Annotated in this window: 23 protein-coding genes; 14 read left to right on the top strand and 9 right to left on the bottom strand. The window is 45.6% G+C overall.

The genetic code is table 11. The annotated features are described in order from the left end of the window. Positions 1–218 precede the first annotated feature (218 nt). Positions 219–2120, top strand: coding sequence for a serine hydrolase domain-containing protein (locus JOD82_RS25815; RefSeq protein ID WP_069011683.1), 1902 nt, complete (start codon positions 219–221; stop codon positions 2118–2120). A gap of 99 nt (positions 2121–2219) precedes the next feature. Beyond that, positions 2220–5276 (top strand): endonuclease, encoded by a 3057-nt coding sequence (locus tag JOD82_RS25810; protein WP_209950194.1) that lies wholly within the window; start codon positions 2220–2222, stop codon positions 5274–5276. A gap of 220 nt (positions 5277–5496) precedes the next feature. On the opposite strand, the gene JOD82_RS25805 is transcribed toward JOD82_RS25810, so the two are convergent. Next, positions 5497–5856, bottom strand: a complete 360-nt coding sequence (locus JOD82_RS25805) for a hypothetical protein (protein ID WP_029514846.1) — start codon at positions 5854–5856, stop codon at positions 5497–5499. A 365-nt stretch (positions 5857–6221) separates the two neighbouring features. On the opposite strand from JOD82_RS25805, the gene greA reads away from it, so the two are divergent. Then, entirely contained in the window at positions 6222–6701 is a 480-nt protein-coding gene (greA, locus tag JOD82_RS25800; RefSeq protein WP_013310174.1) for a transcription elongation factor GreA, read from the top strand. A 134-nt stretch (positions 6702–6835) separates the two neighbouring features. Here greA and JOD82_RS25795 read toward each other — a convergent pair whose 3' ends face one another. Both JOD82_RS25795 and JOD82_RS25790 read right to left on the bottom strand, forming a co-directional pair. Continuing rightward, positions 6836–7375, bottom strand: coding sequence for a transcription repressor NadR (locus JOD82_RS25795; protein WP_069011678.1), 540 nt, complete (start codon positions 7373–7375; stop codon positions 6836–6838). Continuing rightward, positions 7372–8526, bottom strand: a complete 1155-nt coding sequence (locus JOD82_RS25790; protein WP_069011676.1) for an IscS subfamily cysteine desulfurase — start codon at positions 8524–8526, stop codon at positions 7372–7374. Before JOD82_RS25790 ends, JOD82_RS25795 begins: the two co-directional genes overlap by 4 nt. A 166-nt stretch (positions 8527–8692) precedes the next feature. Between JOD82_RS25790 and nadA the strand changes: the two genes are divergently transcribed. The 4 genes from nadA to JOD82_RS25770 all read left to right on the top strand — a co-directional run bounded on the left by nadA (position 8693) and on the right by JOD82_RS25770 (position 12106). Continuing rightward, complete coding sequence (gene nadA, locus JOD82_RS25785; RefSeq protein ID WP_165150061.1) at positions 8693–9799, top strand: quinolinate synthase NadA; 1107 nt, start codon at positions 8693–8695, stop codon at positions 9797–9799. Positions 9800–9969: 170 nt separating this feature from the next. Then, positions 9970–10290, top strand: a complete 321-nt coding sequence (locus tag JOD82_RS25780; protein ID WP_013310179.1) for a hypothetical protein — start codon at positions 9970–9972, stop codon at positions 10288–10290. Then, on the top strand, positions 10256–11089 hold the full coding sequence (yidC, locus tag JOD82_RS25775; protein ID WP_069011673.1) for a membrane protein insertase YidC: 834 nt from the start codon (positions 10256–10258) through the stop codon (positions 11087–11089). Before JOD82_RS25780 ends, yidC begins: the two co-directional genes overlap by 35 nt. 342 nt (positions 11090–11431) lie before the next feature. Then, the gene (locus JOD82_RS25770; protein ID WP_029514854.1) at positions 11432–12106 is read left to right on the top strand and encodes a phosphatase PAP2 family protein; all 675 of its coding nucleotides are present in this window, start codon (positions 11432–11434) and stop codon (positions 12104–12106) included. Between the two features lie 40 nt (positions 12107–12146). Here the strand turns inward: JOD82_RS25770 and JOD82_RS25765 are convergent, their stop codons facing one another. Beyond that, a complete protein-coding gene (locus JOD82_RS25765; RefSeq protein WP_029514856.1) occupies positions 12147–12797 on the bottom strand; it encodes an undecaprenyl-diphosphatase in 651 nt (216 codons plus the stop codon). 146 nt (positions 12798–12943) lie between these two features. Between JOD82_RS25765 and JOD82_RS25760 the strand changes: the two genes are divergently transcribed. Beyond that, positions 12944–13657, top strand: a complete 714-nt coding sequence (locus tag JOD82_RS25760) for a response regulator transcription factor (RefSeq protein ID WP_069011671.1) — start codon at positions 12944–12946, stop codon at positions 13655–13657. Then, on the top strand, positions 13654–15030 hold the full coding sequence (locus tag JOD82_RS25755) for a sensor histidine kinase (protein ID WP_029514860.1): 1377 nt from the start codon (positions 13654–13656) through the stop codon (positions 15028–15030). Before JOD82_RS25760 ends, JOD82_RS25755 begins: the two co-directional genes overlap by 4 nt. Before the next feature lie 82 nt (positions 15031–15112). Here the strand turns inward: JOD82_RS25755 and JOD82_RS25750 are convergent, their stop codons facing one another. Next, positions 15113–15586 carry a C40 family peptidase gene (locus JOD82_RS25750; RefSeq protein WP_029514862.1) on the bottom strand — a complete coding sequence of 158 codons (474 nt, stop codon included), beginning with the start codon at positions 15584–15586 and terminating at the stop codon, positions 15113–15115. 353 nt (positions 15587–15939) lie between these two features. Between JOD82_RS25750 and JOD82_RS25745 the strand changes: the two genes are divergently transcribed. Together JOD82_RS25745 and JOD82_RS25740 are read left to right on the top strand one after the other, a co-directional pair. Continuing rightward, positions 15940–16974, top strand: coding sequence for a glycosyltransferase family 4 protein (locus tag JOD82_RS25745; protein ID WP_029514864.1), 1035 nt, complete (start codon positions 15940–15942; stop codon positions 16972–16974). 5 nt (positions 16975–16979) lie between these two features. Beyond that, positions 16980–17675: a succinylglutamate desuccinylase/aspartoacylase family protein gene (locus JOD82_RS25740; RefSeq protein ID WP_069011670.1), complete on the top strand. Its 696-nt coding sequence runs from the start codon at positions 16980–16982 to the stop codon at positions 17673–17675. Between the two features lie 229 nt (positions 17676–17904). On the opposite strand, the gene JOD82_RS25735 is transcribed toward JOD82_RS25740, so the two are convergent. Both JOD82_RS25735 and JOD82_RS25730 read right to left on the bottom strand, forming a co-directional pair. After that, a complete protein-coding gene (locus tag JOD82_RS25735; RefSeq protein ID WP_029514867.1) occupies positions 17905–19248 on the bottom strand; it encodes a sugar phosphate nucleotidyltransferase in 1344 nt (447 codons plus the stop codon). Positions 19249–19310: 62 nt separating this feature from the next. Further along, positions 19311–20147, bottom strand: coding sequence for a DUF6492 family protein (locus JOD82_RS25730; RefSeq protein ID WP_029514869.1), 837 nt, complete (start codon positions 20145–20147; stop codon positions 19311–19313). Positions 20148–20355: 208 nt separating this feature from the next. Here JOD82_RS25730 and JOD82_RS25725 point away from each other — a divergent pair, with 208 nt between their 5' ends. Together JOD82_RS25725 and JOD82_RS25720 are read left to right on the top strand one after the other, a co-directional pair. Next, positions 20356–21201 (top strand): YheC/YheD family protein, encoded by an 846-nt coding sequence (locus JOD82_RS25725; RefSeq protein WP_069011669.1) that lies wholly within the window; start codon positions 20356–20358, stop codon positions 21199–21201. 180 nt (positions 21202–21381) lie between these two features. Further along, positions 21382–22161, top strand: coding sequence for an ABC transporter ATP-binding protein (locus JOD82_RS25720; protein ID WP_069011668.1), 780 nt, complete (start codon positions 21382–21384; stop codon positions 22159–22161). 17 nt (positions 22162–22178) lie between these two features. Here the strand turns inward: JOD82_RS25720 and JOD82_RS25715 are convergent, their stop codons facing one another. Both JOD82_RS25715 and trhO read right to left on the bottom strand, forming a co-directional pair. After that, positions 22179–23105, bottom strand: a complete 927-nt coding sequence (locus tag JOD82_RS25715) for an AEC family transporter (protein WP_069011667.1) — start codon at positions 23103–23105, stop codon at positions 22179–22181. A gap of 209 nt (positions 23106–23314) precedes the next feature. After that, on the bottom strand, positions 23315–24208 hold the full coding sequence (gene trhO, locus JOD82_RS25710) for an oxygen-dependent tRNA uridine(34) hydroxylase TrhO (RefSeq protein ID WP_209950193.1): 894 nt from the start codon (positions 24206–24208) through the stop codon (positions 23315–23317). 209 nt (positions 24209–24417) lie between these two features. Here trhO and JOD82_RS25705 point away from each other — a divergent pair, with 209 nt between their 5' ends. After that, entirely contained in the window at positions 24418–25707 is a 1290-nt protein-coding gene (locus JOD82_RS25705; RefSeq protein ID WP_069011665.1) for a glycoside hydrolase family 27 protein, read from the top strand. Positions 25708–25861: the final 154 nt, after the last annotated feature.

Genomic DNA, 25861 nt, shown 5'->3' with positions numbered 1-25861 from the left:
TGTAACACATGAATCCTGATCGACAGGTAAGATGCCGTCTGCTTACACGACTCGATCAGGATTCGCTTTATTATGTGCACTCCCGCGATGGGAAGTGCGATGATTCCATAGCGCCATGCTGATGGCTTCCATACGGAGTATAAATATCTGCTCGCTATGCAATCACCGCACGGTTCAAATCATTAAATCAACTTCATACGTAAGGATGGTACTTCAATATGAAGAATAAAGGCATTTGCTACCTATCCGCATTTTTAGCAGCGTTGTTTCTCTGGAACCTGCTCATTGCTCCGGCATGGGCAATAGACAGCATAACACCTAATTCATTGGAAAAAAAAGTGGACGATATCATGGTTACAAAATTGGAAAAATTGCATATTCCGGGGGCTGCGGTCGTCGTGACTCAGGGAACCCAAATTCTTTTTAGTAAAGGCTACGGATATGCAGATCTGGAGCGGAAAATGGCATTCGATCCAGCAAAGACCATTGTTCGTGTCGGCTCTCTAACCAAATCATTTAGTGCAAGCGCCACGATGCAGCTGGTTGAGCAAAACAAGCTTGATTTGAATGAAGACGTGAATAACTATCTCCACAGCTATAAAGCTACGCAATACCAGAATCAGCCTTTCAATTTGCATCAGCTTTTGACACATACCTCAGGATTGGATGAAGCGCTGTACGACATTAACAGCTCGACTCGGGCAGGCGTTTTACCCACAGAACAGTATCTCAGCACGTATTTTCAAAATCAGCCACCTATCCGCAAACCTGGAATTCAGTATGAATACAGTAATGTCGCCTTCGGTCTGATCGGTAATATCGTGGAGCAAGTAAGCGGTCAGGGACTGAATGATTACCTTCGTACACATCTGTTCCAGCCGATGAATATGCCCAGCGCGACACTGGAATTGCCGTTAAATCATCCTGCACAGGCCCAGTCGTATCAGTGGAAGGATGGAGCGTATTTGAAACAGCCTTTGTCGTATATCAATCTGCCCGGAGCAGGAGCGTTGAACGTCACACCCAACGAGTTTTCCCATTACTTGATCACTCATTTAAACCAAGGCAAGTATGAGGGCAAAGTGGTGCTCCAACCACATACGGTAAAAGTGATGCATGCGCAGCAATTTGCAGTCGATGCACGCCTGGATGGCGTGGGCTACGGATTTTTTCGTGGTCATTTGGAGACAGGAGTACCTATGCTGTGGGCTACCGGGGAAATTGATGATTTTATTTCCGAAATGGTACTGATTCCGTCACAAAAGATCGGCATTTTTGTGATCATTAATTCAGCTGACACGGACACTCTGCTTCATGGAAAAGTCATCGATGCGATAGCCCAAATGCTGCCCGCAAATCCGCAGGCCGCTTCTCAGTCACTGGCTCGTTCTACCACGCAAGTGAAGCTTTCGCCAGAGATTGAGGGTGTATATCAGGTGGATTCTAATCCTGTTCATGGGTGGGGAAAATGGATTCGAATACTGGGAAACATTACATACACCGTGCGAATTCAAGATGATCATACGTTAATTGTTAAAGGAAAATACCCAAATGAGAATGAAGCAACAGACAAAGTTTTTCAAGCAGCAGGCGATGGATTGTTTGTGGAAAAGGAGGGCCAGCTTAAAATTTTGCTGTATCAGGAAAACGGTACGTGGATGATGGTTGCCCCGGATAGTAAAACCATGAAGCAAACGACACTTTGGCACCGCACCTGGACTCTGCTTGTCAGCTATGCAGCCGCCTCCTTATTTTTCATCACAACCTTGCTAATTTGGATCGTAAGATATGTGATCAAAGCTATCCGTAAAACGAATAATCACATTTCGTCCAACCTTGCATTCATTGCGTCACTAAACACGATTTTTCTCGGAGTGCAGGTCGTCTATGGTAACAATCAGATCGTGTATGGCTATTCCGCGTGGTATATCTGGGGAATTTGCACACTGCCACTCATTTCAGCACTCATTGCCGTGTGGGTATTGATCGTGAATGGCGCAAAGCTGATTACAGGGGAAAGAAGAACCCGGGCTGCCGGGAAAATCCTATTTGCGGTGCTCACATTGCTGCATACAGTGTATCTTTTTTATTGGAATTTCCTTCCTATCCATTATTCCTAAAGATTTACAAAACAATGCATATTCGAACATAAATGAATGCTAAAATTTGTATCTGATGCCCCCCAGAAGGGCTTTAAACCAACAAACAGGAGGGAAAGAATGGGAATCTTTCGTCGTTTTACATCCCGTAGCTTCAAATATGCAACTGCTATGGTTTTCACTTTATCGTTGCATGCTGGTGTTGCGGGCAGCATGCAACCGGTACGGGCAGAAGGTCCGGCGGACCCAGCCCCCTTCATTGCAGCGAAAGTGGTCAATGAGAACGCTGGTAAAAAAGTGCTGTTTGATAATACTCATGGACAGACAGCTGGCGCAGCAGATTGGGTGATTGATGGTGGATTTTCAGACTTCGGCCAAGCCCTCGCGAGCAATGGCTATGATGTACACGAGCTTCGCCAATCTACGCCCATTACTTACAATGATCTAAAGAATTATGATGTATTTGTTACAGCAGAGCCGAATATTCCTTTTAAACAGAGCGAACAGGCTGCAATGGAGCAGTATGTAAAAGCAGGCAATAGTATTTTTTTCATTGGAGATCATTATAACGCGGACCGCAACAAGAATCGCTGGGACGGATCGGAGAGCATTAATGGCTATCGTCGTGGTGCATGGGAAGACCCTGCGAAGGGAATGAGTGCGGAAGAAAAAAGCTCGGCAGCAATGCAGGGCGTAGTCAGCTCAGATTGGCTGGGCAGCCAGTTTGGTGTGCGCTTTCGCTACAATGCATTAGGCGATATCACGGCCAATCAGATTGTCGAGCCAGCACAGGCGTTCGGCATTACAGCTGGAGTGAGTAATGTGGCAATGCATGCAGGATCAACACTCGCAATTATCGACCCAGCGAAAGCCAAGGGAATCGTATATCTACCTAAAACCAATCAGGCTTGGGGCAACGCGGTAGATCAGGGCGTGTATAATGGAGGCGGCATTCCGGAAGGACCTTATGCAGTTGTATCGAAAGTAGGACTAGGCAAAGCTGCTTTCATTGGGGACTCGTCTCCTGTCGAAGATGCAACGCCAAAATATTTGCGCGAAGAGACAGGAACCAAGAAGACAACCTATGACGGCTTTAAGGAGCAGGATGACGCCGAGTTACTGGTCAATATCGTAGACTGGTTGTCCAAGAAGGAGGAGTATACCAGCCTGACGGAAGTGAAAAGCTTACAGCTGGACCAGCCGACGGCATTACTGCCTTTTGAAGAGCCACAGGCTTCCACGGAACCACAAGCCGAGCCTTGGTCCGCTCCCGCAGCTGGCTACAAATGGTGGGATCAGCGAACCTTCAAAGCAGGGTCCTATGGCGGACCTACAGCCAGTGCGCAGCCTGTGTACAACATCGTTCGTCAAGAGCAGCTGCCCAATGCACAGCCTTTTCAAATTCGAGTTACTGCCGATCAGCTGGCTCCCAATAGTACGATTAGCGGATTCAGCACAGGTATTTATATAGAGGGCGGCAATCAAGTAGCCCAGATTCAAAATCCGGATGGAAGCTGGCCAACCTCTTACGGCTATAGCGGAACATTTAGTCTGGAGTCCAACGGCAAAGGGCATGCCTATAAGGACTTGACGGTGCGAATCAAGCCGGGAACCAGTGGTTCAGCTAATCTTAGACTGAGGCAAAACGGCAGCAATCTGCTGACTCAATCCGTCGTGTTGTCTGATGTCCCGGCCCAGCCGTTGCCTGAGGAAGGCAATACGGTTCCAGCTCGTATCAGTGTCGCAGAAGCACGGAGTCTCCCGGCTGGTAAAGTCGTGACCTTAGAGGGTGTTGTGACGACAGAACCAGGTGTATTCGGTGGTCAAGCCTTTTACATGCAGGATGAAAGTGGCGGTATTTATGTATATCAGAACCAAAGCGGCTTTCACCAAGGGGATCGAGTAAAGCTTACAGCAAGCTTGGCACTGTTTAATAGTGAGCTAGAGTTAACCGATCCAGTGGCAATTGAAAAAACGGGAGAAGGACAACTTCCAGAAGCTGTACAAGTCACCCAACTCAGTGATGCGAGCCAAGGACAGTTGGTTGAGCTTCCTACGGCAATGATTCGTAATGTGATAGACGCGACTCCCGTAGGTTCGTTTGAATTTGATGCAGTATCAGGTGAAGTAAGTCACCATGTGCGTGTCGATGCACGTACAGGCTTAACACGGACAACTTTTCCATATCAAGAAGGACAGCACGTGAAGCTAAAAGGAATTTCGGCGATTTTCAAAGGGAATTATCAGTTGAAACCGCGTGGACTGGATGATTTTTCAGCTCAGGCAGGTGCAGAGTTGCAAGAAGTAGAGCTTTCACTGGATCAAACGACCCTCAACATTGGGGATACGGCAGTGACACATCTCAAGGGTACGCTGACAGATGGCAGCGAAGCAGATTTAAACCGCGCTTCTGTTCAGTATGTCAGCAGTCATGAATCCGTTTCGCTGGATACGTATGGAGAACTTAAGGCCCTAAAAGAGGGGAGCGCGGAGATTACAGCCAGCGTTACCTTGGATGGTAAAACGGTCGTATCCAATCCTGTAACTGTTAGAGTCGAAAAGACTGGTGTAGGTGAAGTGCCGAGTAAACCTGTGCTGTCGCATGATAACGGGCAGGACACTGGGCTGAAGGATGGCAATTACAACATCACTATGGATCTGTGGTGGGGTACGAATGGTGATGAACTCAAGTTGTACGAAAATGACAAGCTGATTGGCACTCAATCGTTGCAAGCGGCTTCTCCTGGAGCACAGCATGCAGTCATTCCTGTTACAGGTAAGACCAACGGTACCTACACGTATACTGCAGAACTGATCAACGCTTCTGGTAAAACGACCAGCGACCCGTTAACTGTCGAAGTGACCGATGCTTCTCCTGGCATTCCAGTGCTGTCTCATGACAATTGGGATGGTGATGGTGCCTATACTCTTGCTATGAACATGTGGTGGGGCACAAATGCGACGAAATACAACTTGTATGAAAACGGAAAGCTGATCGACGCGCAGGATCTGCTGAGCCAAAGTCCGCAGGCCCAAAGTGCAGTGACCAGCATCCAAAATCAAAAGCCGGGTACATATGAGTACCGGGCCGAGTTAGTCAATGCTTCAGGAGAAGTTTCTAGTCAAACGATAAGTGTAGAAGTAAAGGGCCATGAAGTAGAAATGATGGGCCGTTAAAAAGTAAGAGCATCTATTGACCTCGTGAGAGTCTATAGATGCTTTTTTATTTTTTACGAAGCGGGAATTATCATTTTAGGATTGGGTTGGCGAAGCGGAAAGTCCCTCTATATCTGAGGAGCCATAGAAGAACATGGCAACTAGAATCACAATAATGACAACCTCTGCAAAATATTCTCCATCAAACTCACTCACCACATAAGTCTCCTTTCGCCACTTGTTAATTATTTATTTTCTGTGAAAAGGCTTGTATCACCTGGTCCAGTGTCATATTCCCGTTATCATTTAAAAATTTCACCATATTATCGACATTGGATGGAGTGGATGCTAGTGTTTTGTATTTTCCTGTGAGTCCTAAAAACAATGTTGCTTGTCTGTATAAAGTCACCGAATCGACGTTTAGTTTTCCTGTTAGTAGGAGGGCTGCCACAAGGACCTCCACATTTTTTCCTTGAAGCGCGGAAAAGATAGCCGAATTACTGTTTAATCCATTTTTCTTTTGACCGTTAGGTGGGGATTTGGATTTACGATTCCCGTTTCCATTGCCATTCCCATTGCCGTTCTTTCCTAAGGAAGCCATTGAATCTTCCTCCCGCCATATACTGTTCTTGCCTGGTTTTTATGAAAATTCGGGACAAGGACAGCGGCACTACAGTGCTCATCAAAATACGTTATGATCATACGATATGCGAATAAGAGAGCATTGGTTACTATAAGAATCACCCTGGCTGAAGGCAGTTGGCTACTGTTATCCAGTAATTTATTTCGCATGTTGGTCCGATTTAGAGTAAACTACAATAAAGCAAGCCAAATGATCAATTGCATAAATCCCAGAGCGTTTTCAATCAGCAATGTTTAGACTAAAACGGTTTAGTTCGTTTATTGTATTTTTGAGCGTTGAATTGGAATTAAGCAAAATGCTGAAATAGGAGTTGTAGATAAAATATGTCGAATGAAGAAGTATTGTTAACTAAAGAGGGATTGGCCAAGCTGGAGGATGAGCTAAAGGAACTGAAGACCGTAAAACGCAAGGAGCTAGCCGAACGCCTTAAGTTGGCTATCAGCTACGGCGATTTGAAAGAAAATAGTGAGTATCACTCAGCCAAGGACGACCAAGCGTTTATGGAAACCCGCATTCTCATATTGGAGAAGATGCTGACCAAAGCCCGGGTCGTGGATGAGAGTAATTTAGACCTTAGAACCGTTAGTATTGGATCGACTGTCATTTTGAATGACATCGAATTTTCAGAAAAGATGGAATACAAAATTGTAAGTCCTGCTGAGGCGGATGTTCTTGATAACAAAATTTCCTATGAGAGTCCTTTAGGCAAGGCACTTTTGGGAAAAGAAGTGGGCAGTATCATTCATGTGGATGCACCCATGGCTGTAATTAAATATGAGCTGCTTGAAATTAAGCTCACATAGTTCATTCCCGATTCCCTTATATGAGGGGGCCGGGATTTTTTTATTTCTCGCTGCTTACATACCGTCCATGTGGAGCACAGTTGCACTCCACATACACTGGACAGGATTTTCTTTACTCCGCTAAGTGCACTAAGTTAGTCCGTCATTAGGAAGCCTGCTTGCTCCAATGCAGCGCAGGCATCATTAATTTTATCTTCATCCGAGGCATTCAAGGTGTGCAGGTGGATGCCTCCCGTCAGCTGGGACAAATAAGTGGCCTGGGTGAAGCTGATTTTACGGATAAAATCGTCCACTTCCTTGCGAGTTCCAACCCGTATCGGAGCAGTCAGATCCCCGTATACCGGATGCTCAACAATAACATCCTGCACACTTACACCGTAGTCCACAATCAGCTTTAGTTCCTCTTCTGTCTGTTCAGGTCGATGTTTACACACAATAATACGTGAGGCTAAGGGAGTTGCCTGACCCGCAGGCTCCATATAAATGTATCCTTGACTCGTTGCAAGGATAGGCTCTTGGCTTGCTTTTAACAGGGAAATATCCTGTACAATTACTTGTCGGGAGACGGAGGATCTGCGCGCCAGTTCGCTCCCGGTCAGTGGTGATTCGCTCTTGAGCCACAATAGTAGCTGTTCGCGGCGATCCGTACCTGACCGTTTTAAAGATTCAGTCAACGGGATAAGCTCCTTTCTTTTCGATGCGTCAGGTCTGTCAAAATATCTACCAATACATTCAATTCCTCGATGGTGGTCGTTCTTCCGAAAGAAACACGGATAAATTGTAACGCTTCACGGCCGGATGCTCCAAGCGCCTGTAAGGCAGGCGAAGGATCGTGGTGTCCGGCAGCACATGCGCTTCCAGTGGATATACAGACACCTCTGCGATTACATTCCAGCATAACATATTGTCCCTCGTAACCGTGAAAAAAACAGCCTACTATATGATGAAGCGCTGCTTTATTCTCGCTTTCCTGTACCACCCAACGTAACGGAATGGATCTTTCCCGAATTTTCGTAATAAAGTGTCTTCTCAGGGAAGCATATCGCTCCTGATGCGACTCCATCTGTTCGGTCATCATTTCTGCCGCCGCGACAAAGGCTGCAATCCCGGGAACATTAACCGTTCCAGGACGAAATCCGTTTTCATGTATTGTATCAGGGTACACGGGACGCCAAGGAGTTCCGGGTTTGAGATATGCAGCTCCGACGCCTTTGGGGCCATACACTTTATGGCTCGATACAGAGAGTGCATCTACTCCCATGGCTTCTACATCTACGAGAATATTCCCAAATGTCTGTACCGCATCACTATGCAGCAAAATACCCCGTTCGCGTAGCAGGGGAGATAAGGCAGCAAGGTCCTGAACCAATCCCGTTTCCGAATTGGCGTGTTGTACGGATACAAGTCCGGTGTTTTCTCTCAGGTGAGGTAAAAGAGCTTCACGAGTCACTCGTCCTTCCCGATCCGGTTGCACAATGGTCAGCTCATAGCCCTGACGTTCCAGCAAAGTGGCAAGGTTGTACATCGAGTGATGTTCCAAAGCGCTCATGATCCAATGCTTTTTATGCTGCGGCAACCCGTTCAGGATCGATTGCACAATCAGCATATTGGATTCTGTTCCCCCTGTCGTAAAATAGATGCCTTCCTTTTGCCCGCCAATCATATTTGCTATTCGTTGCCTGCTGTAATCCAGCGTGTAGGCTGCTTGACCGCCCGCATCATGAAGGCTGCTGGCATTTCCGAACATTTCCTTATTTAATACGTTAAACATATTTAAAGCTTCACCACACATAGGTGTAGAAGCGGCATAGTCGAGATAAATCACACCAAATCCTCCCTGCTTAAAAATAATTCCATTCAAAAACTCTTGAGATTATTGTAGGCATGTGTAAATATAAGTGTCAAGACACTTGTAAATATGAATGTACACAAAGCGGTTATCTGTTCGCTGAGAGCGGAACGATCAGCCGCATCGATATGGAGGGATTCTAATGTCTATGCTTGACGTTTTACAAGGAAATCGAGGGCTTATGCCAGAGCATTATAAGACACTGACGGTTGCTGAAATGGAGCAGCGAGTGGCCGAACTGAAACAAAAATGGGGACCCAAGCTGCTTATACCGGGCCACCACTATCAGAAGGACGAGGTTATTCAGTTTGCTGATATAACAGGAGATTCTCTACAGCTTGCTCAAATGGCTGCACAAAATCAGGAAGCGGAGTTCATTGTATTTTGTGGGGTACATTTTATGGCGGAGACAGCGGATATGCTGACTACCGATCGACAGACTGTTGTCCTGCCGGATATGCGTGCAGGTTGCTCGATGGCAGATATGGCGAATGTGGAACAGACAGAACGAGCATGGAAGCATTTACAGGAGTTGGTAGGAGATACGATCATTCCGTTAACATATGTAAATTCCACAGCAGAGATCAAAGCCTTTGTAGGACGGCATGGTGGGGCTACCGTGACTTCTTCGAATGCTAAGCAAGTGCTGGAGTGGGCGCTGAAGCAAAAGGAACGTATTTTGTTTTTGCCGGATCAGCATTTAGGTCGCAATACAGCTTACGATCTTGGAATTCCGCTAAATGAAATGGCCGTGTGGAATCCAATGACAGATCAGCTTGAGACTGAACAGGACCCAGCAACCGTAAAAATTATTTTATGGAAAGGGCATTGCTCCGTTCATGAAAAGTTTACAGTAGATCATATTCGCAACGTTCGCGAGCGTGATAAGAACGTCCGGGTCATCGTTCACCCCGAATGCTCTTATGAAGTCGTACAGCTCGCAGATTGCGCGGGCTCCACAAAATTCATCATCGATACCATCCGTGCGGCAGAGCCAGGGACCCAATGGGCTGTTGGCACAGAAATGAATCTCGTGCAACGAATCAAGCAGCAGTACCCTGAACAGCACATTGAATCGCTCAATCCAGATATGTGTCCCTGCCTGACCATGAACCGGATCGATCTTCCCCATTTGCTGTGGGCAATGGAACAGTTTGACCGGGGTGAGCCTGTGGGTGTGATTCGTGTGGATGCTCAGATCAGACAGGATGCTGTACTAGCATTGAATCGTATGCTTGCTATCCGTTAAGTTTTTACCGTAATATAGAGCGTCCTTCCACCGGATTTGAGCATTAGACCGAAGGAGCAGAAATAATTATTTCAGTTGCTTGTGATCCAACCCGTATCTCTAATTAAAGATTAGTCGCTTGTCCGGTTTCGTGCTATAATTGTAGCAACAAACCGAAGGAGGTGAATCCCTTGTTTGAGCTTCAAGACCTACTCCCTTATTTATTTACAATCGGTTTGCTGTGCACAGTGACTTATACGTATCTCGCTCATTTGCACGGCAATGTACCCGAATGCTGGGTCGAAGGTGGGCCCGTGAGGTCTCATGCCTCTCCGCAGATGCCGATGTCTGCCCGTGGACAGGACATGCCTGTCCGGCTGGCCCGACATATCCGGCGTAAAGAAGCGCCGGATGAAGATGCATCCGATTGTTCTCCCTCGTTGAACGATGGCACAGCCAATCAACGAGGAGGAACATATGAAACGATTCAAGGGATTCACCTTTTGGGGTAAAAAAGAACGGATATTTGGATTAATGGTAGCGTTGGCGGTGGTCATGCTACTGTCTGGTTGTGGTGCGAATGCTGCGGAGATAAATGCACAGACACCCGGATTTTTTAATCATTACGTGGTGTTCCCGCTTTCTTGGCTTATTCAGCAATTGGCGCAATGGTTTGGTGGAAGCTTTGGGCTGGCGATTATGACATTGACATTCATTGTCCGTCTGGCCTTACTGCCTCTTATGATGCGTCAAACGCGTGCCCAGCAGGGTATGAAGCGCAAGATGAGCGCTATGCAGCCCGACTTGGACCGAATTAAGAAGAAGTATGAAAACAAGAAAGATACCACCAGCCAGCAGAGTATGCAGCAGGAAATGATGTCGCTTTACAAAGAACATCAATTCAATCCGCTTAATATCGGTTGTCTGCCTATTCTCATTCAGCTCCCGATCTTGAGCGGTATGTATACAGCAATCCGCTTAACCCCGGAGCTCGCATCTCACTCTTTCCTATGGTTCCGGCTCGGACAGCCGGACTGGATTTTGTCAATCGTCGTCGCAATTGTATACTTGGCACAGGCCAAGCTTTCTCAGTTTCAGATGACGCCTGACCAGCGCAAGCAATTTGCGATCATGGGCTATCTTTCACCGATTATGATGGCGGTCTTTTCCTTCAATGCCCCTGCTGCCATGCCATTATATTGGACAGTAAGCGGCACCTTCTTGCTGCTTCAGTCGCTGTGGTTCCGCAGACGCTATCCAATAGAGGAAGCAGAGAGTAAGGTTAAACTTGGAGAAGTCACACCAACCTAATTAGTAGATGATGCTTGTTTAACTTGGGAATTACGTTTGTAGTATGCCACGTGTAATCATAGGATGTCATTCGAGCCGTTTATAAGGCTTGAATGGCGTCCTTTTTTGTTGCTGCTTTTTTCGCTACAGTCCGCTTGCGATTTTGTAGTCAATATGAATTTCTTATATTATAAAATGATTCTGAAAGTGATATTTTTTGAAAACGGGTTTCATTATGTGGAGGATGCAACTAATTCTTTTAATGAAATGATAAGGGAAAAGTGGGCAAAGTAAGACCTATATCTAAGCTAATGCTGCACTTTGTTTTATCACGCAATGAATATTATGGAGGAACTACAGAAAATGAAGCAAACATCAACAAAGCTGCCCATTTCCTTGGCTCTGCTCACATGTATAGTATGTGCATTCGGTTTTGGCTTAATCGCATTATGGGTGAGTGACCATCAAGTTCGGCATTTTGACCAGGAAATTATTTCGGTTATTGGACAACTGGAGTCGCCCGCCATGACCCGTGTAATGAAATTTTTCACCATGATCGGCAGCGGAATTCCAGTTGTGATCATTGTTTTAATGGCCATGTTCGTGCTCTATAGAGTATTGGGACACCGCAGAGAACTGCTTTTTTTGGCGGCTGGTGTATTGGGATCGGTAATGCTGAATACGATACTGAAAGTACTTTTTCAGCGTGCGAGACCGGAGATTCACCGTATTATTGAAGAGAATGGATACAGCTTTCCAAGCGGACATTCCATGACAGCTTTCAGCATGTATGCGGCGCTGACATTTTTAGTGTGGAAGCATGTTCCTTCTAGGCTGGGGCGTATCCTTCTTATTGTACTCAGCAGCCTGCTGATTGTAGCAATCGGGACGAGCCGCATTTATTTGGGCGTACATTATCCGAGCGACGTTGTGGGTGGCTATTTTATGAGTGGCTGCTGGATGGCAGCTTGTATTTGGTTTTATCAGCGGTACGAAGAACGACGAATGCTGTCACTTCGCTCTAAATCGACAGCATAACGGGTTGCATAAATAATGAAGTTTCTAAAAAGCAGACGCTTTAGCGTCTGCTTTTCATTTGGACAGAGGAAGTGTGTTCAGTCATCTTGGTTCTGGCCTGTTCACCAGGCTTGAGCCCCAGCTTCTGCTCCCATTTTTCATAAAATATAATAGCCGCCTGCATAAAGATGCCAGGTAGCTTCCGACTTCGAATGAATTGATGAACGCCGATGGCACAACCTGCACCAATAAGCGCACCTGCCAAAATATCCGAGGGATAATGCACTCCGGTCCATACGCGGGATACTGCGATGAGTACAGCTAAAATAACCCAGAGAACACGAAATTTTTGATGATGAAGCCATAAAATGGCAGCCAGAGAAAACGCTCCAAGTGCATGGTTACTCGGGAATGAAGCATTGGGATCATGATGAATAAGCTGAATGACTGAATGTCCGACAAAAGGCCGATCTCTGTAAAACAAATGTCCAAGACCCCAACTAATTACAAAGCCGATACAAACCGTTATAACGGCTTCTAAAACCATCATTCGATGCGGCATTTTAAAGGTGAACCAGTAAATCAGCAAAGCCACTCCGAATAAATACGGTGCATATTGCGCCAAGAAACGCATGGTTCCATTCAAAAAGGCGAGGGAATTAGCGAGTTCATTGATCCAGTGAAATAAAGCATAGTCTACATTAATTAACATGAATAAATTACTCCTTAACATCAAAAAATTGAATAACAAAGTTATATTATAGAGCGACTACACGGATAAAAGCTTAAAATCAAATAAAAAATGAATGTCATTTCCGTTACTCATTTGCTTTTTCTATAGAAATAGGTGGTTTTGCGATGGAAAAGTCGGTGCTGGTCATTGATGATGAAGAGAAGATATCCAGATTGCTTCAGTTGGAGTTATCCCATGAAGGATATGCAGTTGAAATCGCACAAACGGGCAGAGAAGGATTGGAAAAAGCTCTAGCACGTACATGGGATATCATCATTCTGGATGTCATGCTGCCGGAAATGAACGGGGTCGAGGTGCTGAAGCAGATTCGAAAAGTGAACAATCATACACCAGTAATTATGGTCACTGCACGTAACACGACTCCTGATAAGGTTTCAGGTCTGGATGAAGGTGCCAATGATTACATTACGAAGCCTTTTGAGATTGAGGAGTTATTAGCGCGGATGCGGGCCAGTATGAGGCATCAAATGGAGCCAACAGCTACCGCTTCACAAAAAGAGGACAAGTTGTCGTCCAGGCTCCAAGTGGATAGCTTGGTGTTGGAACGCAAGACTAGGTCAGTGGTGCGGGAAGGAAACCGAATCGAACTGACGCCCAAAGAATATGATCTGCTTCTCTATCTGATGGAGCACAAAAATCAGGTATTGCAGCGGGATGAATTGATTCAGAACGTGTGGGGGTTTGATTTTGTTGGTGATACGAATGTCGTAGATGTGTATATCCGGTATGTTCGCAAAAAAATTGATCATGGATACAAAAAGAAATTAATTAAAACCGTACGTGGTGTGGGGTACTGCATCAGGGAGGAAGAACATTGAAGCTGCGGACCAAAATCACCCTGCTCAGTTCTATTTTAGTGATGATAATACTCCTGTTTGTGGATGTCACGGTTCATTTGTTGTTCGTCAAAATCGCTACGCGAAATGAAAGAGAAGTGCTGCAAAATAAGTGGACTGAAATCATTGCCGAAACCGGACATACCATGATTCTGAAGAATGCATGGAGTCCAAAATTGAAAGATGAGCTTTCCGGAGATACTATTCTGAGGGTGTTTGATCAGCAATCCCGACTTCTGTATGAAGTAAGTCGCCAGTCACGCTTTAAGCTGGGCGATATTCGTTTTAACACTTCTCAAAGCTCTCAATTGACTGATGTACAGGGTCATAAAATTCTGGTAATCCATCTCCCCGTGCTTTCTCCGGAGGGCAATCAGAAGGGAACGCTGGAGATCGTGGAAAAATGGGATGCACTCGAAACCAATCTCGATATTTTAAATACGATTCTCATCACTTCGACTGTAGGAGCAATGATGCTAAGTTTGGTAGGGAGCACGATTTTGGCGAATGCCATATTGCTGCCGATTTCCAGTAGTATTCAAACGATGCAGGAAATTGAGAGAAGCTTAAAATTTAAAAAAATCCCCGCTGGCAGTCATAATCAAGATGAATTGTCCCAAATGACCGCTACTTTTAACCGAATGATGGAGAGATTAGAAGAAAGCTTTCAGAGCCAGCAGCAGTTTGTTTCAGATGCCTCACATGAACTGAATACCACACTTATGATTATTGAGGGCTATGCCAACATGCTGCGGCGGTGGGGCACGCGTGATGAGGACATTCATAAGGAATCCATTGAATCGATCTATGAAGAAACTCAGCGAATGCGTACGATGACACAGCAGTTGCTGACTCTTGCCTCCTCACAGCAGAAAGACCCTGAGCCGCATGAGCGGATAGAAATGATCGGTTGTTGTCAACAGGTAGTAGCGCATCTCAAGCCTGTACATGATCGTCAAATTTCTATTTTAACCGAAGAGAAAGAAATTTGGCTGGATGCCAACCTGACAAAAATGAAGCAATTGCTAGTGATCCTACTGGATAATGCATTAAAATACAGCTCGGATGAGATTGAAATAGGCTTATCTAAAGATAAAAAGGATGTCTATATCCGGGTTAAGGATTATGGGATCGGAATACCTGAGGGCGAGATCAAGCGGGTCTTCGAACGATTTTATCGGGTAGATAGCTCCAGGCATCGTAAAACTGGAGGGACCGGGCTGGGGTTGCCGATTGCCAAGGCAATTACAGATGCTCATCAGGGTACGATACGTATGGAGAGCGTAGAAGGAGAAGGAACGGTAGTCATCGTCACGCTGCCCCAAAGACAAAAGGAAAGGCTGTCCCTCCAGTAGAAATATCTACTCGCGGAACAGCCCTTTTTATTGTTATTTGTAAGTTAAGCATTCGGTGGATGGGAATCAACTAAAATTTATCCTAGAGGACACGACGTGCTGTTGTGTAATTGCGGCTCCACCAGCCCGAATTTAGATCTGTAACCGTTACGCCGCCTTTACCATACGTATGCAGAATTTTGCCGTTCCCCATGTAAATGGCTACATGATGAATTGGCGCATAGAAAAAGACCAAATCGCCTTTTTTCAGCTGACTACGCGGTACGAAAGTGCCAACAGTTGATTGCTGTCTGGACGAACGTGGAAGCTTGATGCCATTTTGTGCAAATACATATTGAGTGAACGAAGAGCAGTCAAAAGATCTTGTATTGCCTGCTGGGGCTCCATGCTCATAACGCACACCCATAAACTGGGAACCTTTAGAAATAATCTGATCAGCTTTACTTGCCGAAGCGGCATGAGTGGTGGCTGGCCCAACGACGAAGCTCCCTGCGCTCAATGCCAAAGTCATAGTAAAGCAAATACCCATCCACAATTTTTTTGAAGTACGTTTCATATATAAATTCCTCCGTTATTCGTATTGTGTTGATGTCCTGAAATGACAATAACACAAATAAAATGTCCGGAATTTACCACTCATGGTTACAAACCTGTTACCCCAACGCTTTGTCCTCATTTATTAGAAAACGATGAGAATTTTCTCCTTAATTTTAGCTTGACAAATTGTATAGACTCCCCTTATAGATAGGCTCGTATGGCAAAAAACGACTTGCAGACGATTGGCACAAGCAATCACGCAAAATATACATACCTATATACTACAATTTATAACTTGTACGGGAGTATGCTCTGATTCCCGTTGACATCGTAAGGATCACACCGTATTTCCGGTCAGGAAGGGGAATTCGTATGGCTTCAAGGCAGAATAAAGCACTCAAAAAACGGCGTCTAACCATTGTTCAGGTCATTTCCAACTATCCCGATGCACAGCCGGTACCCTCTAACAAAGGCGGAACGGAAAAGGTCGTGCATGAATTAACTGAGGAATTGGTGAGACGAGGGCATCATGTATCGCTGTTTGCCGCCCGTGGGAGCAGGAGCAGTGCGCGGTTGATTACCTACCCCAAGGGTTTGAAACAAAGTCAGATCCCCCAATATGTACTCCGGCATATGCCTTCCAACACACATATCATTCATGATCATACTTTTCGTTCTTCTGTGGGACGTAGGAAGCTGCCTTGTCCATCAGTATGCACCGTTCATCTTCCAGTGAAGAGACACGGTAAAAACCCGGTATATGTCAGTAAACGAGCGCGTCAGCTGATGGGCAGGGGCAAAGGTTTTTATATCTATAATGGTATCAACACCCATGAATACGAGTTCAGCAGTGAGAAGCGTGGCTACTTGCTGTTTATGGGCAGAATCATACGAGATAAAGGTGTATTGCAGGCCATTCAGGTTGCAGAACGAACAGGAAAAAAACTGCTTATTGCAGGTCCTATCAAAGCTCCAGAATTTTTCCGTAAAGAGATTCAGAAACGAATTCAGCGTAATCCGAATATACGCTATGTAGGTGCAGTTGGAGGTGCTCAGAAACAGAAGCTGCTGAAACATGCAGAGTGTCTGCTGTTTCCGACACTGTGGGAAGAGCCATTTGGACTCGTAATGGTCGAGGCCATGGCTTGTGGAACACCGGTGCTGGCATTAAAAAATGGCTCCGTTCCCGAGGTACTCTTGGGCTTTCCACAGTTGATTTGCAAATCAGTTAGCCAAATGGCAGGAAAGGCACAGCAAAAAAATTATCCGTCACCAGCGCAGCTTCGTTCATATGTCAACCAAAGATTTACCAACAAACAGATGACCAGTAACTACTTAAGACTATACCGTGAAATCATCCGTCGGCGAGAACAGAAGAGAGGACAACGACAGCCTATACGGAGGTGAAGGGGATGCAGGTCAAACGATATATGCTCGGAAATGGCTCTTGGGCAACTCCTTATTATATAGTCACAGGGGGGCAGAAAGGTCCGTGTGTGATGGTGGTCGCGGGGATACATGGTAATGAAATAGCTAGCATACGAGCTGCTGAGAAACTGGTGAAGCTTTTGAATCAGCAAAAACTGCGAATTAGCCAGGGTAAGCTTATAATTGTACCGATTGTAAACCAAAAGGCTTACCGCAAACGGATTAGAGGAATACCTGATCTTAATCGAACCTTTCCGCGCAAAAAAAAGCAGCTGGCAACACAACCACTTTCCGCTGCTCTATTCAAATTAACACAAAAGCATCAACCTGAATGGTATCTTGACTTGCATGAGGCCAATGGATTGTCACAAAAGGATGCCGAGGTGCTTGGTCAAACGCTAATCTCCAACAAGGCCAACCCGGTGGTTCCTGCGGTTCGTCGGGTTATTAAGCGAATGAATCGCTCCATACAGGTGAGCGACCGACATTTCAACCTTCGGCTGCATGAGCTTCCAGGTTCCTCCCGCACCGCTGTAGCCCGTATTTTAGGTGCACGCGCGGTTACCGTGGAAACGGGTTGGAGCCTGCCCAAGAAAGTACGCATACACTATCAGTTGGAGATCGTTCAGCATTTTTTAAAAGAAGCCGGAATAGTCAAAGGTAACTGCATCACAAAATAAAATCGCTTCTGGAGCAAGGACTTTTTCACCTTGCTCAGGAGCGATTTTTTATGTGCGACCTGCGACCTTCGTTCAGAATCCGTAGCGTGCATTATATCTGAGGATTTTGCAAAAATCCAATAAGCGACTTCCAATGAACAATATATAGATCGAAATGCTCTAGTTCGTCTATATATTGCACTTTGGAGCGACTGGAATCAAATTTTGCAAAATCCTGATCTATGTGTTGTCAGGACTCGGATTTATAGAAGGCGTTCACCAAGCTGTTTCCCAGACGTACCTCAATTAGCTCCAGTGGTGTATCCAGATCGGCACGGATTGTGTGATGCGTATCGACCGGAATGCTAAATACAGAACCGCTTGCCGCAGCAAAACGTTCTCCGTTCAGCATGACCTCTCCCCGGCCGGACACGATCGTCCATACTTTAAGTCCACTGCCGTGAATACGGCCATTCAAACGTTGATCTGGCAGTACCGTCAGCCGTATGGCCAGTATATCGCTCAGACTCCGATGATCAAATTCGTCCAGCACTCGGTAACTGCCCCAAGAGGTTTCACCATGCATGGGGTGAAGTTGAAGTTTACCTAGCTGCTCCTTGATTACGTGGGCATGGCTCTTGGACGCAATGAGAATGCCATCGGGACTCGCGGCAGCAATAATATCTTCCACACCAATGACATGAAGTGGATAGGGCAGCTCATTAACGATATGCGTGCCGTGAGTCTGCCCACTAATCTGTCCACGCCCGATTACTTGACTGTTTAGCTGCTCTGTTAGAGCCTGCCAGTTGCCGATGTCGTGCCATTCGCCATCGTAGGGCAGGACGATGGCATGTTCGGCACGCTCTGCAATCTCTTCGTCGAAACTGCGAACGGGGAGGCTATCATACATCGCGCATAATGCTTTATCGTTCAGCGGCAGATCACTTCGCTCCATACAGGACAACATATACCGTAATGTAAAAGCGTAAACACCACAGTTCCAGAGCGCGCCCTGATGAATAAGCTGTTGTGCTCCGGGGAGATCCGGCTTTTCTGTGAAGCGAGCAACTTGCGCATAGGAAGTTTTCCCTTCCCGTATCATTTGCAGACCCGGAACGACGTAGCCGTATTGGTCGGAGGGATGAGTGGGCCTTGTCCCAAGCATAGCCAGATCGGCTCCGCTCTCAAACAATATGCCGGAGAGCGCTGCTATGCTATGGAAGAAATCCTCTCCTGCAAACATGTCCGCTGGGGCAATGCAGAGAACTTCATCCAGCCCTGTGCCTCTGGTGTGAAAATAAGCAGCTGCCAGTGCAGCAGCGGTGAAGGTTCCACGTTTGGCAGGCTCGCCCAGAACGGGCAGACGACCTTCTGTATGGCGAAAGGCTAGATTTACCTGACTCCGATGAGCCAGAAGCAGGGCAGAGGAATCCAGCCCGGTTAAGGTAAGCTGACGGTACACCCGACCGAGCATAGATTCCTTATGCCCGTCAGGAGCGGACAACAACCGGAGAAACAGCTTCGACCGGATTTCGTTGGATAGTGGCCATAGCCGTTTTCCGGCACCACCGCATAATAATACGATGCGCACGGACGTTTCCTCCTTCAATGCAGATCTATTTTGGACTGCATCATTTTGCAGGATTTTAAAAACTATTTTAGCGATGATTCAATCTTTGTTTTTGGAGTAAGCTGGTACACCTTGCGTTGATGAAAAGATAAGGAGCGATAGCTCTTAGCCAAGACATCCAATTGTTTTTGCGACAGGGAAGAAGCCCGACGATGAAGCGCTTTATTCAATGACTTGCGCAAAATCATCCGAGAGGGCTGATTACTGTATAAATAGTTGGCATACGTTTCATATTCGGAAAACCCAAACTGTTTTGTCCGGTCTATACTGTGGATAATTGCGTTGTACCAAGGTTTTCCATGACGGGCCTCGATAACTTGCTTGAGCTGGGTAAGCCGCGCTTTTTCAAAAAGCATATAATGAGTAACAAAGGACTTTGGTGAGGGAGCTTTAACGCCCATCAGCTTGTGATGGGTGCGAAAATACTCAGGCTGGCTCCAGCTGCGGTAGTAAAAAATCGTTTTTCCGTCTTTACGGAACGTATGTGGACGAATCAAAACCGTGTCCGCGTCAATGACGAGGAAAAAAGAGGCTTTACTGATTTTGTCGCCATTCATTTTGAGCAATTGTTGATACAGCCAGCCTGAACGGTCCCAGCGCGTTGTTCCGTAATGGATATGTTTTTTGGTAATGGGCAGCACCGTTTTTTCGTCTATAAATGTACATTTCTTGTTTACGCACAGACGGCGAATCCCGGTGCTTTGCGGTGAAACGATATAAATATTTCCAATTCGGTGCTGCACGTGACGGCGCAGACTGTCAATTACCAGCGGTAGTGTGGCAATATCTTTATCAATTGCGGGAATCAGAACATCGATTGTAAGGGAACCCTTCCGTGGACCATCCGATTGCGCTGACATGTTATTCACTCCCTATATGTGCAAATATACGCTCCCAGCGTCTCCCAATATCGTATGCTTGGACAGGCGCTTTCGACCGGGCAAGGTCAAACGTCCATTTCTATGCAGGACAGGGCTGATGAAGCTTCGAATGGGGAGTTAGCGCATACGATAGATTGATCTTTTTTAACAAGAGCGTTCTACCTGAGAGTAGAGAGGAGAGGGGCAAGTGAATTCTTCACAAGCGCAGGCGTCGCGCAGCAAATGGCATAAAACCCAATTGTTGCTTCAGAATGGAAGCATCAAACCTTATGTACCAGAAACTCGCAAATATAACAAAGCAAATTTGAAGTCAATGCTGGAGAAATACGGTATGGTCTATGTAAAACCCGAGCGAGGTACCTTTGGTAAAGGTGTAATGAGAGTAGAGCAGGAGGCTGGCCAGCGTTTCGCCTATCAATATGAGGAAACGCGTCAAGAATTTAAACATTTGGATGCACTATATACCAGCCTATCGAAACATACGGGGAAGAAAAGTTATCTTATTCAAAAGGGAATCCATTTACTACGCCATCAAATGCGTTATTTTGATATTCGGGTCATGGTGCAGCGTAATGAAAAAGGGCTATGGGAGTCTACTGGAATTATTGGACGTCTGGGTCATCCCCGTAAAATCGTGACTAACTATCATAGTGGTGGCAAGCCGATGGCCTTGGAGCAGTTACTAAAATCCCATTTATCGCAAAGCAAACAGGCGGAGCTGGTCAAGAAACTAAATGAACTGGGTCTTACCATCGCCAAACAACTGCAAAAAACATATCCAAATTTCCGGCAAATTGGTGTGGATATTGGACTGGATCATCGCTTTACCCCATGGATTATTGAGGTGAATACGAAGCCAGACCCATATATTTTTAACCAATTATCAGATAAGTCCATGTACCGTAAAGTATTAGGCTATTGGCGACTGGCTAATGAAAGAAGGAAGGTTAGGGTCCCAAGCAAAGACACAAATAAAGATAAGAACAAAGATAAGAATGTAATTAAGGATTCTAAAAAAGAAAAAGTATCTTGATTAGTGGATTGCTTCATTGCCAGCCCACTCCTATATGAACAATGGAGTGGGTTATTTAAAATTGAACAACCTGTGACCCTGTGCTATGCTTACATGAAAGAGAAGCTAGACGTACTAATGATGATCTTTACTATGCGTATAAACATCTGATGATACGACGAATAGAAAGGATGTACAGCCATGAATTCTGTCATTGAACTTAACAATGTAAGCTGGAAGAGAGATAACCGCACCATACTAGATCAAATCAATTGGCAGGTAGCTGAGGGAGAGCACTGGGCTGTACTCGGCTTGAATGGGTCAGGTAAAACAACGATGCTCAATATGATTAACGGTTACATATGGCCAACCACAGGTAGTGTTGATGTATTGGGCCATACCTTTGGGGATGTGGATCTGAGGGAGCTGCGCAAATCTATTGGTTGGGTCAGTTCCTCTTTACAGGAAAGAATTAATGGGAGTCAGCGTACGCAGGATGTTGTTATTAGTGGCAAATTTGCCTCCATTGGACTTTATGATCAGACGACGGATACAGATTATGAACAGGCCGTTCAGCTTATGACGCAACTGGGGTGTGCTCATCTCGTGGATCGGTTGTATCAGGGATGCTCACAGGGAGAAAAGCAGAAAGTGCTTATCGCCCGCGCATTAATGGCCTCGCCCAAGCTACTGATTTTGGACGAGGCGTGTAATGGTTTGGACTTTTTTTCCCGGGAAGCATTGCTGGATAGCATTCGCCAGTTATCGGAGTCGCCGGCTTCGCCGAATTTACTGTATGTTACACATCATATCGAAGAAATTCTACCGATGTACACGCATACGATTTTAATCCGCCGGGGCACGGTATTTGCTAAAGGTAAAACGACTGATATTCTAAGCAGTGAAACGCTTAGTGCTTTTTTTGAAACGCCTGTGCAAGTAGAATGGAGACAGAATCGCGCATGGCTCTCTATGGTGTAGAGAGTCTTTTTTTCTCGCTAACCTGCCACCAACATAATCAGAATAGGCAATATCAGGAATGAGGCAAGCGTGCTCCACAGGATGCAGGTGGAAACCAGTTTTGGCGATGCATTAAATTTTTCTGCTAAAATGACAGCATTTACAGCAACCGGCATTGAGGCCAGAATGAAGAGAACGGAGAACAAAAGACCTGAAATTCCCAGTATCAGCATAGCAAGACAAGCCGCAAGTGGGGAGAGTAGAAGCCGAATTGTTAGTCCGGCGTAGCTGGCTTTTTTAATAGACGACTCCAACTTAAATATTTTTACATAAGCCATCTGGGTACCCAGAATCGCCAGCACGACCGGAGAATAGGCAGCAGCAATCATCGAGACGCCTGATTGAATCCCTGAGGGAAGATGCCAGTCCAGTAGCCGCAGTCCCATGGCGAGTAGAGCTGCATAGATCGCAGGAAGTGAAAACACCGACTTAACAGCACTTTGAACAGAAAATTCAGAGCGGGCTGCAAAATAAACGCCAATGGTATTGACTATAATTATCTGGATGACGACATACACGGAGGCTTTATCCAGACCGAGCTGCCCAAAGGCAAGTAAAATTAGGGGCAGGCCATAATTTGCACTATTGGTGAGTGTGGAGATTAAGGTAAGTCCAGCCGTTTCCGGAGTGCTCAGTCTAAAGATTTTCCCTGCTAATTGTGCAATTCCCCACAACAGCAGCAGGTTTAATATTGAAAAAGCGGCAGTCTGCGCCACATCATGCCAGGTAAGCTGTGCTTTGAGTAGCGTGTCCAGAATCATGGCGGGGCTTAAAAAATATAAATACAAAGTCGAGAGCGGTTTCGTTTCCAGCTTCATGAATTTTCCAAGTAAAAATCCGGCGATCACCGGAATGGACAGCGGAACGATAACCGATAATAGAGTTGAAAGTACGATTTGAATCATGAATTCCACCCATCCTTTCTGTAATGACATTTTCCATTATAAGACGCTACTTTCGAGCCCGTCCAAGATGAAAATACAATCAAGGCCATAGGTATATACTATGAAGCCTACGACACTTATTGTGAAAACAATAAAAGGGATGCCCACAGCCATGATGAACGGCTAATAGGGCATCCCTTTTATTATAATGAACCAATGATACTGCCAATTTATGCAGTAGCTACGGTTTCCGCTTTGGTTCGGCAATCGTCAGAGCAATAGTGCTGATGCTGTTCTTCGCAATCTGGACATGCAATATGCTGGAGATTGCACACTGGGCAGTTGATATAATGATCGCTCGGCGTTTCACAATGGAAGCACTTGCCGACAATGACGTCCTCATCCGTATGATTGATCGGAATCGAGATTCGTTCGTCAAATACGTAGCATTTACCGTCAAACAAACGTCCTTGTACTTCCGGGTCCTTGCTGTAAGTCACAATGCCGCCATCCAACTGGCCTACATCGTTAAATCCTTCTTTGATCAGAAGACCCGATAACTTTTCGCAACGGATACCTCCGGTGCAGTACGTCAGAATTTTCTTGTCTTTGAACTGAGTCATATTGTTGCGAATCCATTGTGGAAATTCACGGAACGATTCGACTTCGGGGCGAATAGCCCCGCGGAAATGACCGATGTCATATTCATAGTCATTACGTCCGTCCAGAACAACTACATCTTCATCTTGAAGCTGTTCATAAAACTCCTTTGGTGACAGACGCTTACCGCTAATTTCATTAGGGTCCAGCTCATCTTCATGACGCAGCGTAACAAGCTCCTGACGATGGCGTACAAATATTTTCTTGAACGCATGACCGTCAGACTCATCTATTTTAATAACGATATCGTGGAATTTCGGATTGGCGCGCAAATCACGCATATATTGCTCCGTTTGCTCTACTGTACCAGACAGTGTTCCGTTGATTCCTTCCGCAGCAATCAAGATTCTTCCCTTGACGCCCAGCTCCTTGCAGTAAGCCAGATGCTCTGCCGTAAAGGTGGCAGGATCTTCAATGTTGACATATTTGTAAAACAACAAAATTCGATAAGTATGTTCACACATGTAAAATCACCCTCTGATTCAAGTCAAAGTTTTTTAAAAGCAATTTTAAATGTACCACATTCTTTTAGTTAGTCAACTTAAATGTATAAAAAGTGGAAATGAAAAAGGAGACGAGCGACAAAAGTAAGGGTTTACATTATAATAGTTACGTACTGATGAGGGGATTTTTGGTAGCAGGATGAGATCTACTGGATGAAAGGATGAATGAAATGAAGCATCATTTGACAGCGCATACACCACCTATGGGGTGGAATAGCTGGGATTGCTACGGTGCAGCAGTACGGGAAGAGGAAGTACGGGGAAATGCTCAATATATGGCGGAGCATCTGAAGGAATATGGTTGGGAATATGTCGTGGTAGATATTCAGTGGTATGAGTCAGGAGCAGTATCTTCACAGTATCGCCCGTTTGTCCCATTGGAAATGGATTCATTTTCACGTCTTATTCCAGCAGTGAATCGGTTTCCTTCGGCAGCAGATGGACGAGGCTTCCAAGCTCTTGCGGAATATGTACACGGTCTGGGATTGAAATTTGGTATACATATTATGAGAGGCATCTCCCGTCAGGCGGTGCATCAGGATACCCCGATTTTGGGAACCACAGCCACGGCGAGACAAATTGCGCATCCCAACTCTATTTGTCCCTGGAACACAGATATGTATGGGGTAGATGCATCCAAGGAAGGCGCACAGGAGTACTATAATTCGTTGTTTGATCTGTATGCGGAATGGGGTGTGGATTTTGTCAAAGTAGATGACATTGCTGCATCACGTCTCTATGGTATTCATTTGGCGGAAATTGAATTGATTAGGCGGGCTATCGCCCAATGCGGACGTCCGATGGTGTTGAGTCTATCGCCTGGTCCTGCACCGCTGGAGCATGCATCTGATTTAATCGCAAACGTGAATATGTGGCGTATGACTGATGACTTCTGGGATGTATGGCCTTTACTGTATGGTATGTTTGAGCGCTGCGAGAAATGGGCGGAACATGTAGGGCCGGGTCACTGGCCGGATTGCGACATGCTACCACTGGGTCATCTGGGTATTCGTTCGGTAGATTCGGTAGATTCCGGCAGCCATGACAGATGGACACGCTTTACTAAGGATGAGCAGCTAACGATGATGACCTTGTGGAGCATTTTCCGGTCTCCCCTGATGTTCGGGGGCGAACTGCGGGATAATGATGCATGGACTCTTTCTTTGCTGACTAATGAAGAAGTGTTAAATGCTCATCGCAACGGTTTGAATGCACGGCAGGTGTATAGAAAGGATGAACATATCGTTTGGACTTCACATAACGGGAAAGGGCATGTATATGCAGCTTTGTTTAATGCTGGGGATGAATCTTCAAAGGTGCGTGTATCCTTAAAAGACCTTGGTATTGAAGGTCAGGCAAATGCCAGAGATTTATGGAACCATGTAGATTTAGGTGTTTTAGCACAAGAGCTGTCCACAGATTTACCTCCTCACGGAGCAGCTCTATTTATTTTGAAATAGAGGATTTTGCAAAAATCCTGAATAACATAATGTAAGGAAGAACTATGCTGTAGTTCCAACCCAATCACCCTATCGTAAAAGTGAAAGATATCTTTACAATAGGGTGTTTTTTTGCATGTGTAACTTTAGGATATTTTAACGAACTCGACATTAT

The organism is Paenibacillus sp. 1182 (assembly GCF_017833915.1).
Classification (GTDB): Bacteria; Bacillota; Bacilli; order Paenibacillales; family Paenibacillaceae; genus Paenibacillus; species Paenibacillus polymyxa_D.
Note: the sequence above shows the minus strand (reverse complement) of the source record. Positions and strands in the feature narration are given on the sequence as shown.

Bases quoted from the DNA above. Each gene is read 5' to 3' on its own strand.
- JOD82_RS25815 (WP_069011683.1), top strand. From the start codon at position 219: ATGAAGAATAAAGGCATTTGCTACCTATCCGCATTTTTAGCAGCGTTG.
- JOD82_RS25810 (WP_209950194.1), top strand. From the start codon at position 2,220: ATGGGAATCTTTCGTCGTTTTACATCCCGTAGCTTCAAATATGCAACT.
- JOD82_RS25805 (WP_029514846.1), bottom strand. From the start codon at position 5,856: ATGGCTTCCTTAGGAAAGAACGGCAATGGGAATGGCAATGGAAACGGG.
- greA (WP_013310174.1), top strand. From the start codon at position 6,222: ATGTCGAATGAAGAAGTATTGTTAACTAAAGAGGGATTGGCCAAGCTG.
- nadA (WP_165150061.1), top strand. From the start codon at position 8,693: ATGTCTATGCTTGACGTTTTACAAGGAAATCGAGGGCTTATGCCAGAG.
- yidC (WP_069011673.1), top strand. From the start codon at position 10,256: ATGAAACGATTCAAGGGATTCACCTTTTGGGGTAAAAAAGAACGGATA.
- JOD82_RS25770 (WP_029514854.1), top strand. From the start codon at position 11,432: ATGAAGCAAACATCAACAAAGCTGCCCATTTCCTTGGCTCTGCTCACA.
- JOD82_RS25765 (WP_029514856.1), bottom strand. From the start codon at position 12,797: ATGTTAATTAATGTAGACTATGCTTTATTTCACTGGATCAATGAACTC.
- JOD82_RS25760 (WP_069011671.1), top strand. From the start codon at position 12,944: ATGGAAAAGTCGGTGCTGGTCATTGATGATGAAGAGAAGATATCCAGA.
- JOD82_RS25750 (WP_029514862.1), bottom strand. From the start codon at position 15,586: ATGAAACGTACTTCAAAAAAATTGTGGATGGGTATTTGCTTTACTATG.
- JOD82_RS25745 (WP_029514864.1), top strand. From the start codon at position 15,940: ATGGCTTCAAGGCAGAATAAAGCACTCAAAAAACGGCGTCTAACCATT.
- JOD82_RS25740 (WP_069011670.1), top strand. From the start codon at position 16,980: ATGCAGGTCAAACGATATATGCTCGGAAATGGCTCTTGGGCAACTCCT.
- JOD82_RS25730 (WP_029514869.1), bottom strand. From the start codon at position 20,147: ATGTCAGCGCAATCGGATGGTCCACGGAAGGGTTCCCTTACAATCGAT.
- JOD82_RS25720 (WP_069011668.1), top strand. From the start codon at position 21,382: ATGAATTCTGTCATTGAACTTAACAATGTAAGCTGGAAGAGAGATAAC.
- JOD82_RS25715 (WP_069011667.1), bottom strand. From the start codon at position 23,105: ATGATTCAAATCGTACTTTCAACTCTATTATCGGTTATCGTTCCGCTG.
- trhO (WP_209950193.1), bottom strand. From the start codon at position 24,208: ATGTGTGAACATACTTATCGAATTTTGTTGTTTTACAAATATGTCAAC.
- JOD82_RS25705 (WP_069011665.1), top strand. From the start codon at position 24,418: ATGAAGCATCATTTGACAGCGCATACACCACCTATGGGGTGGAATAGC.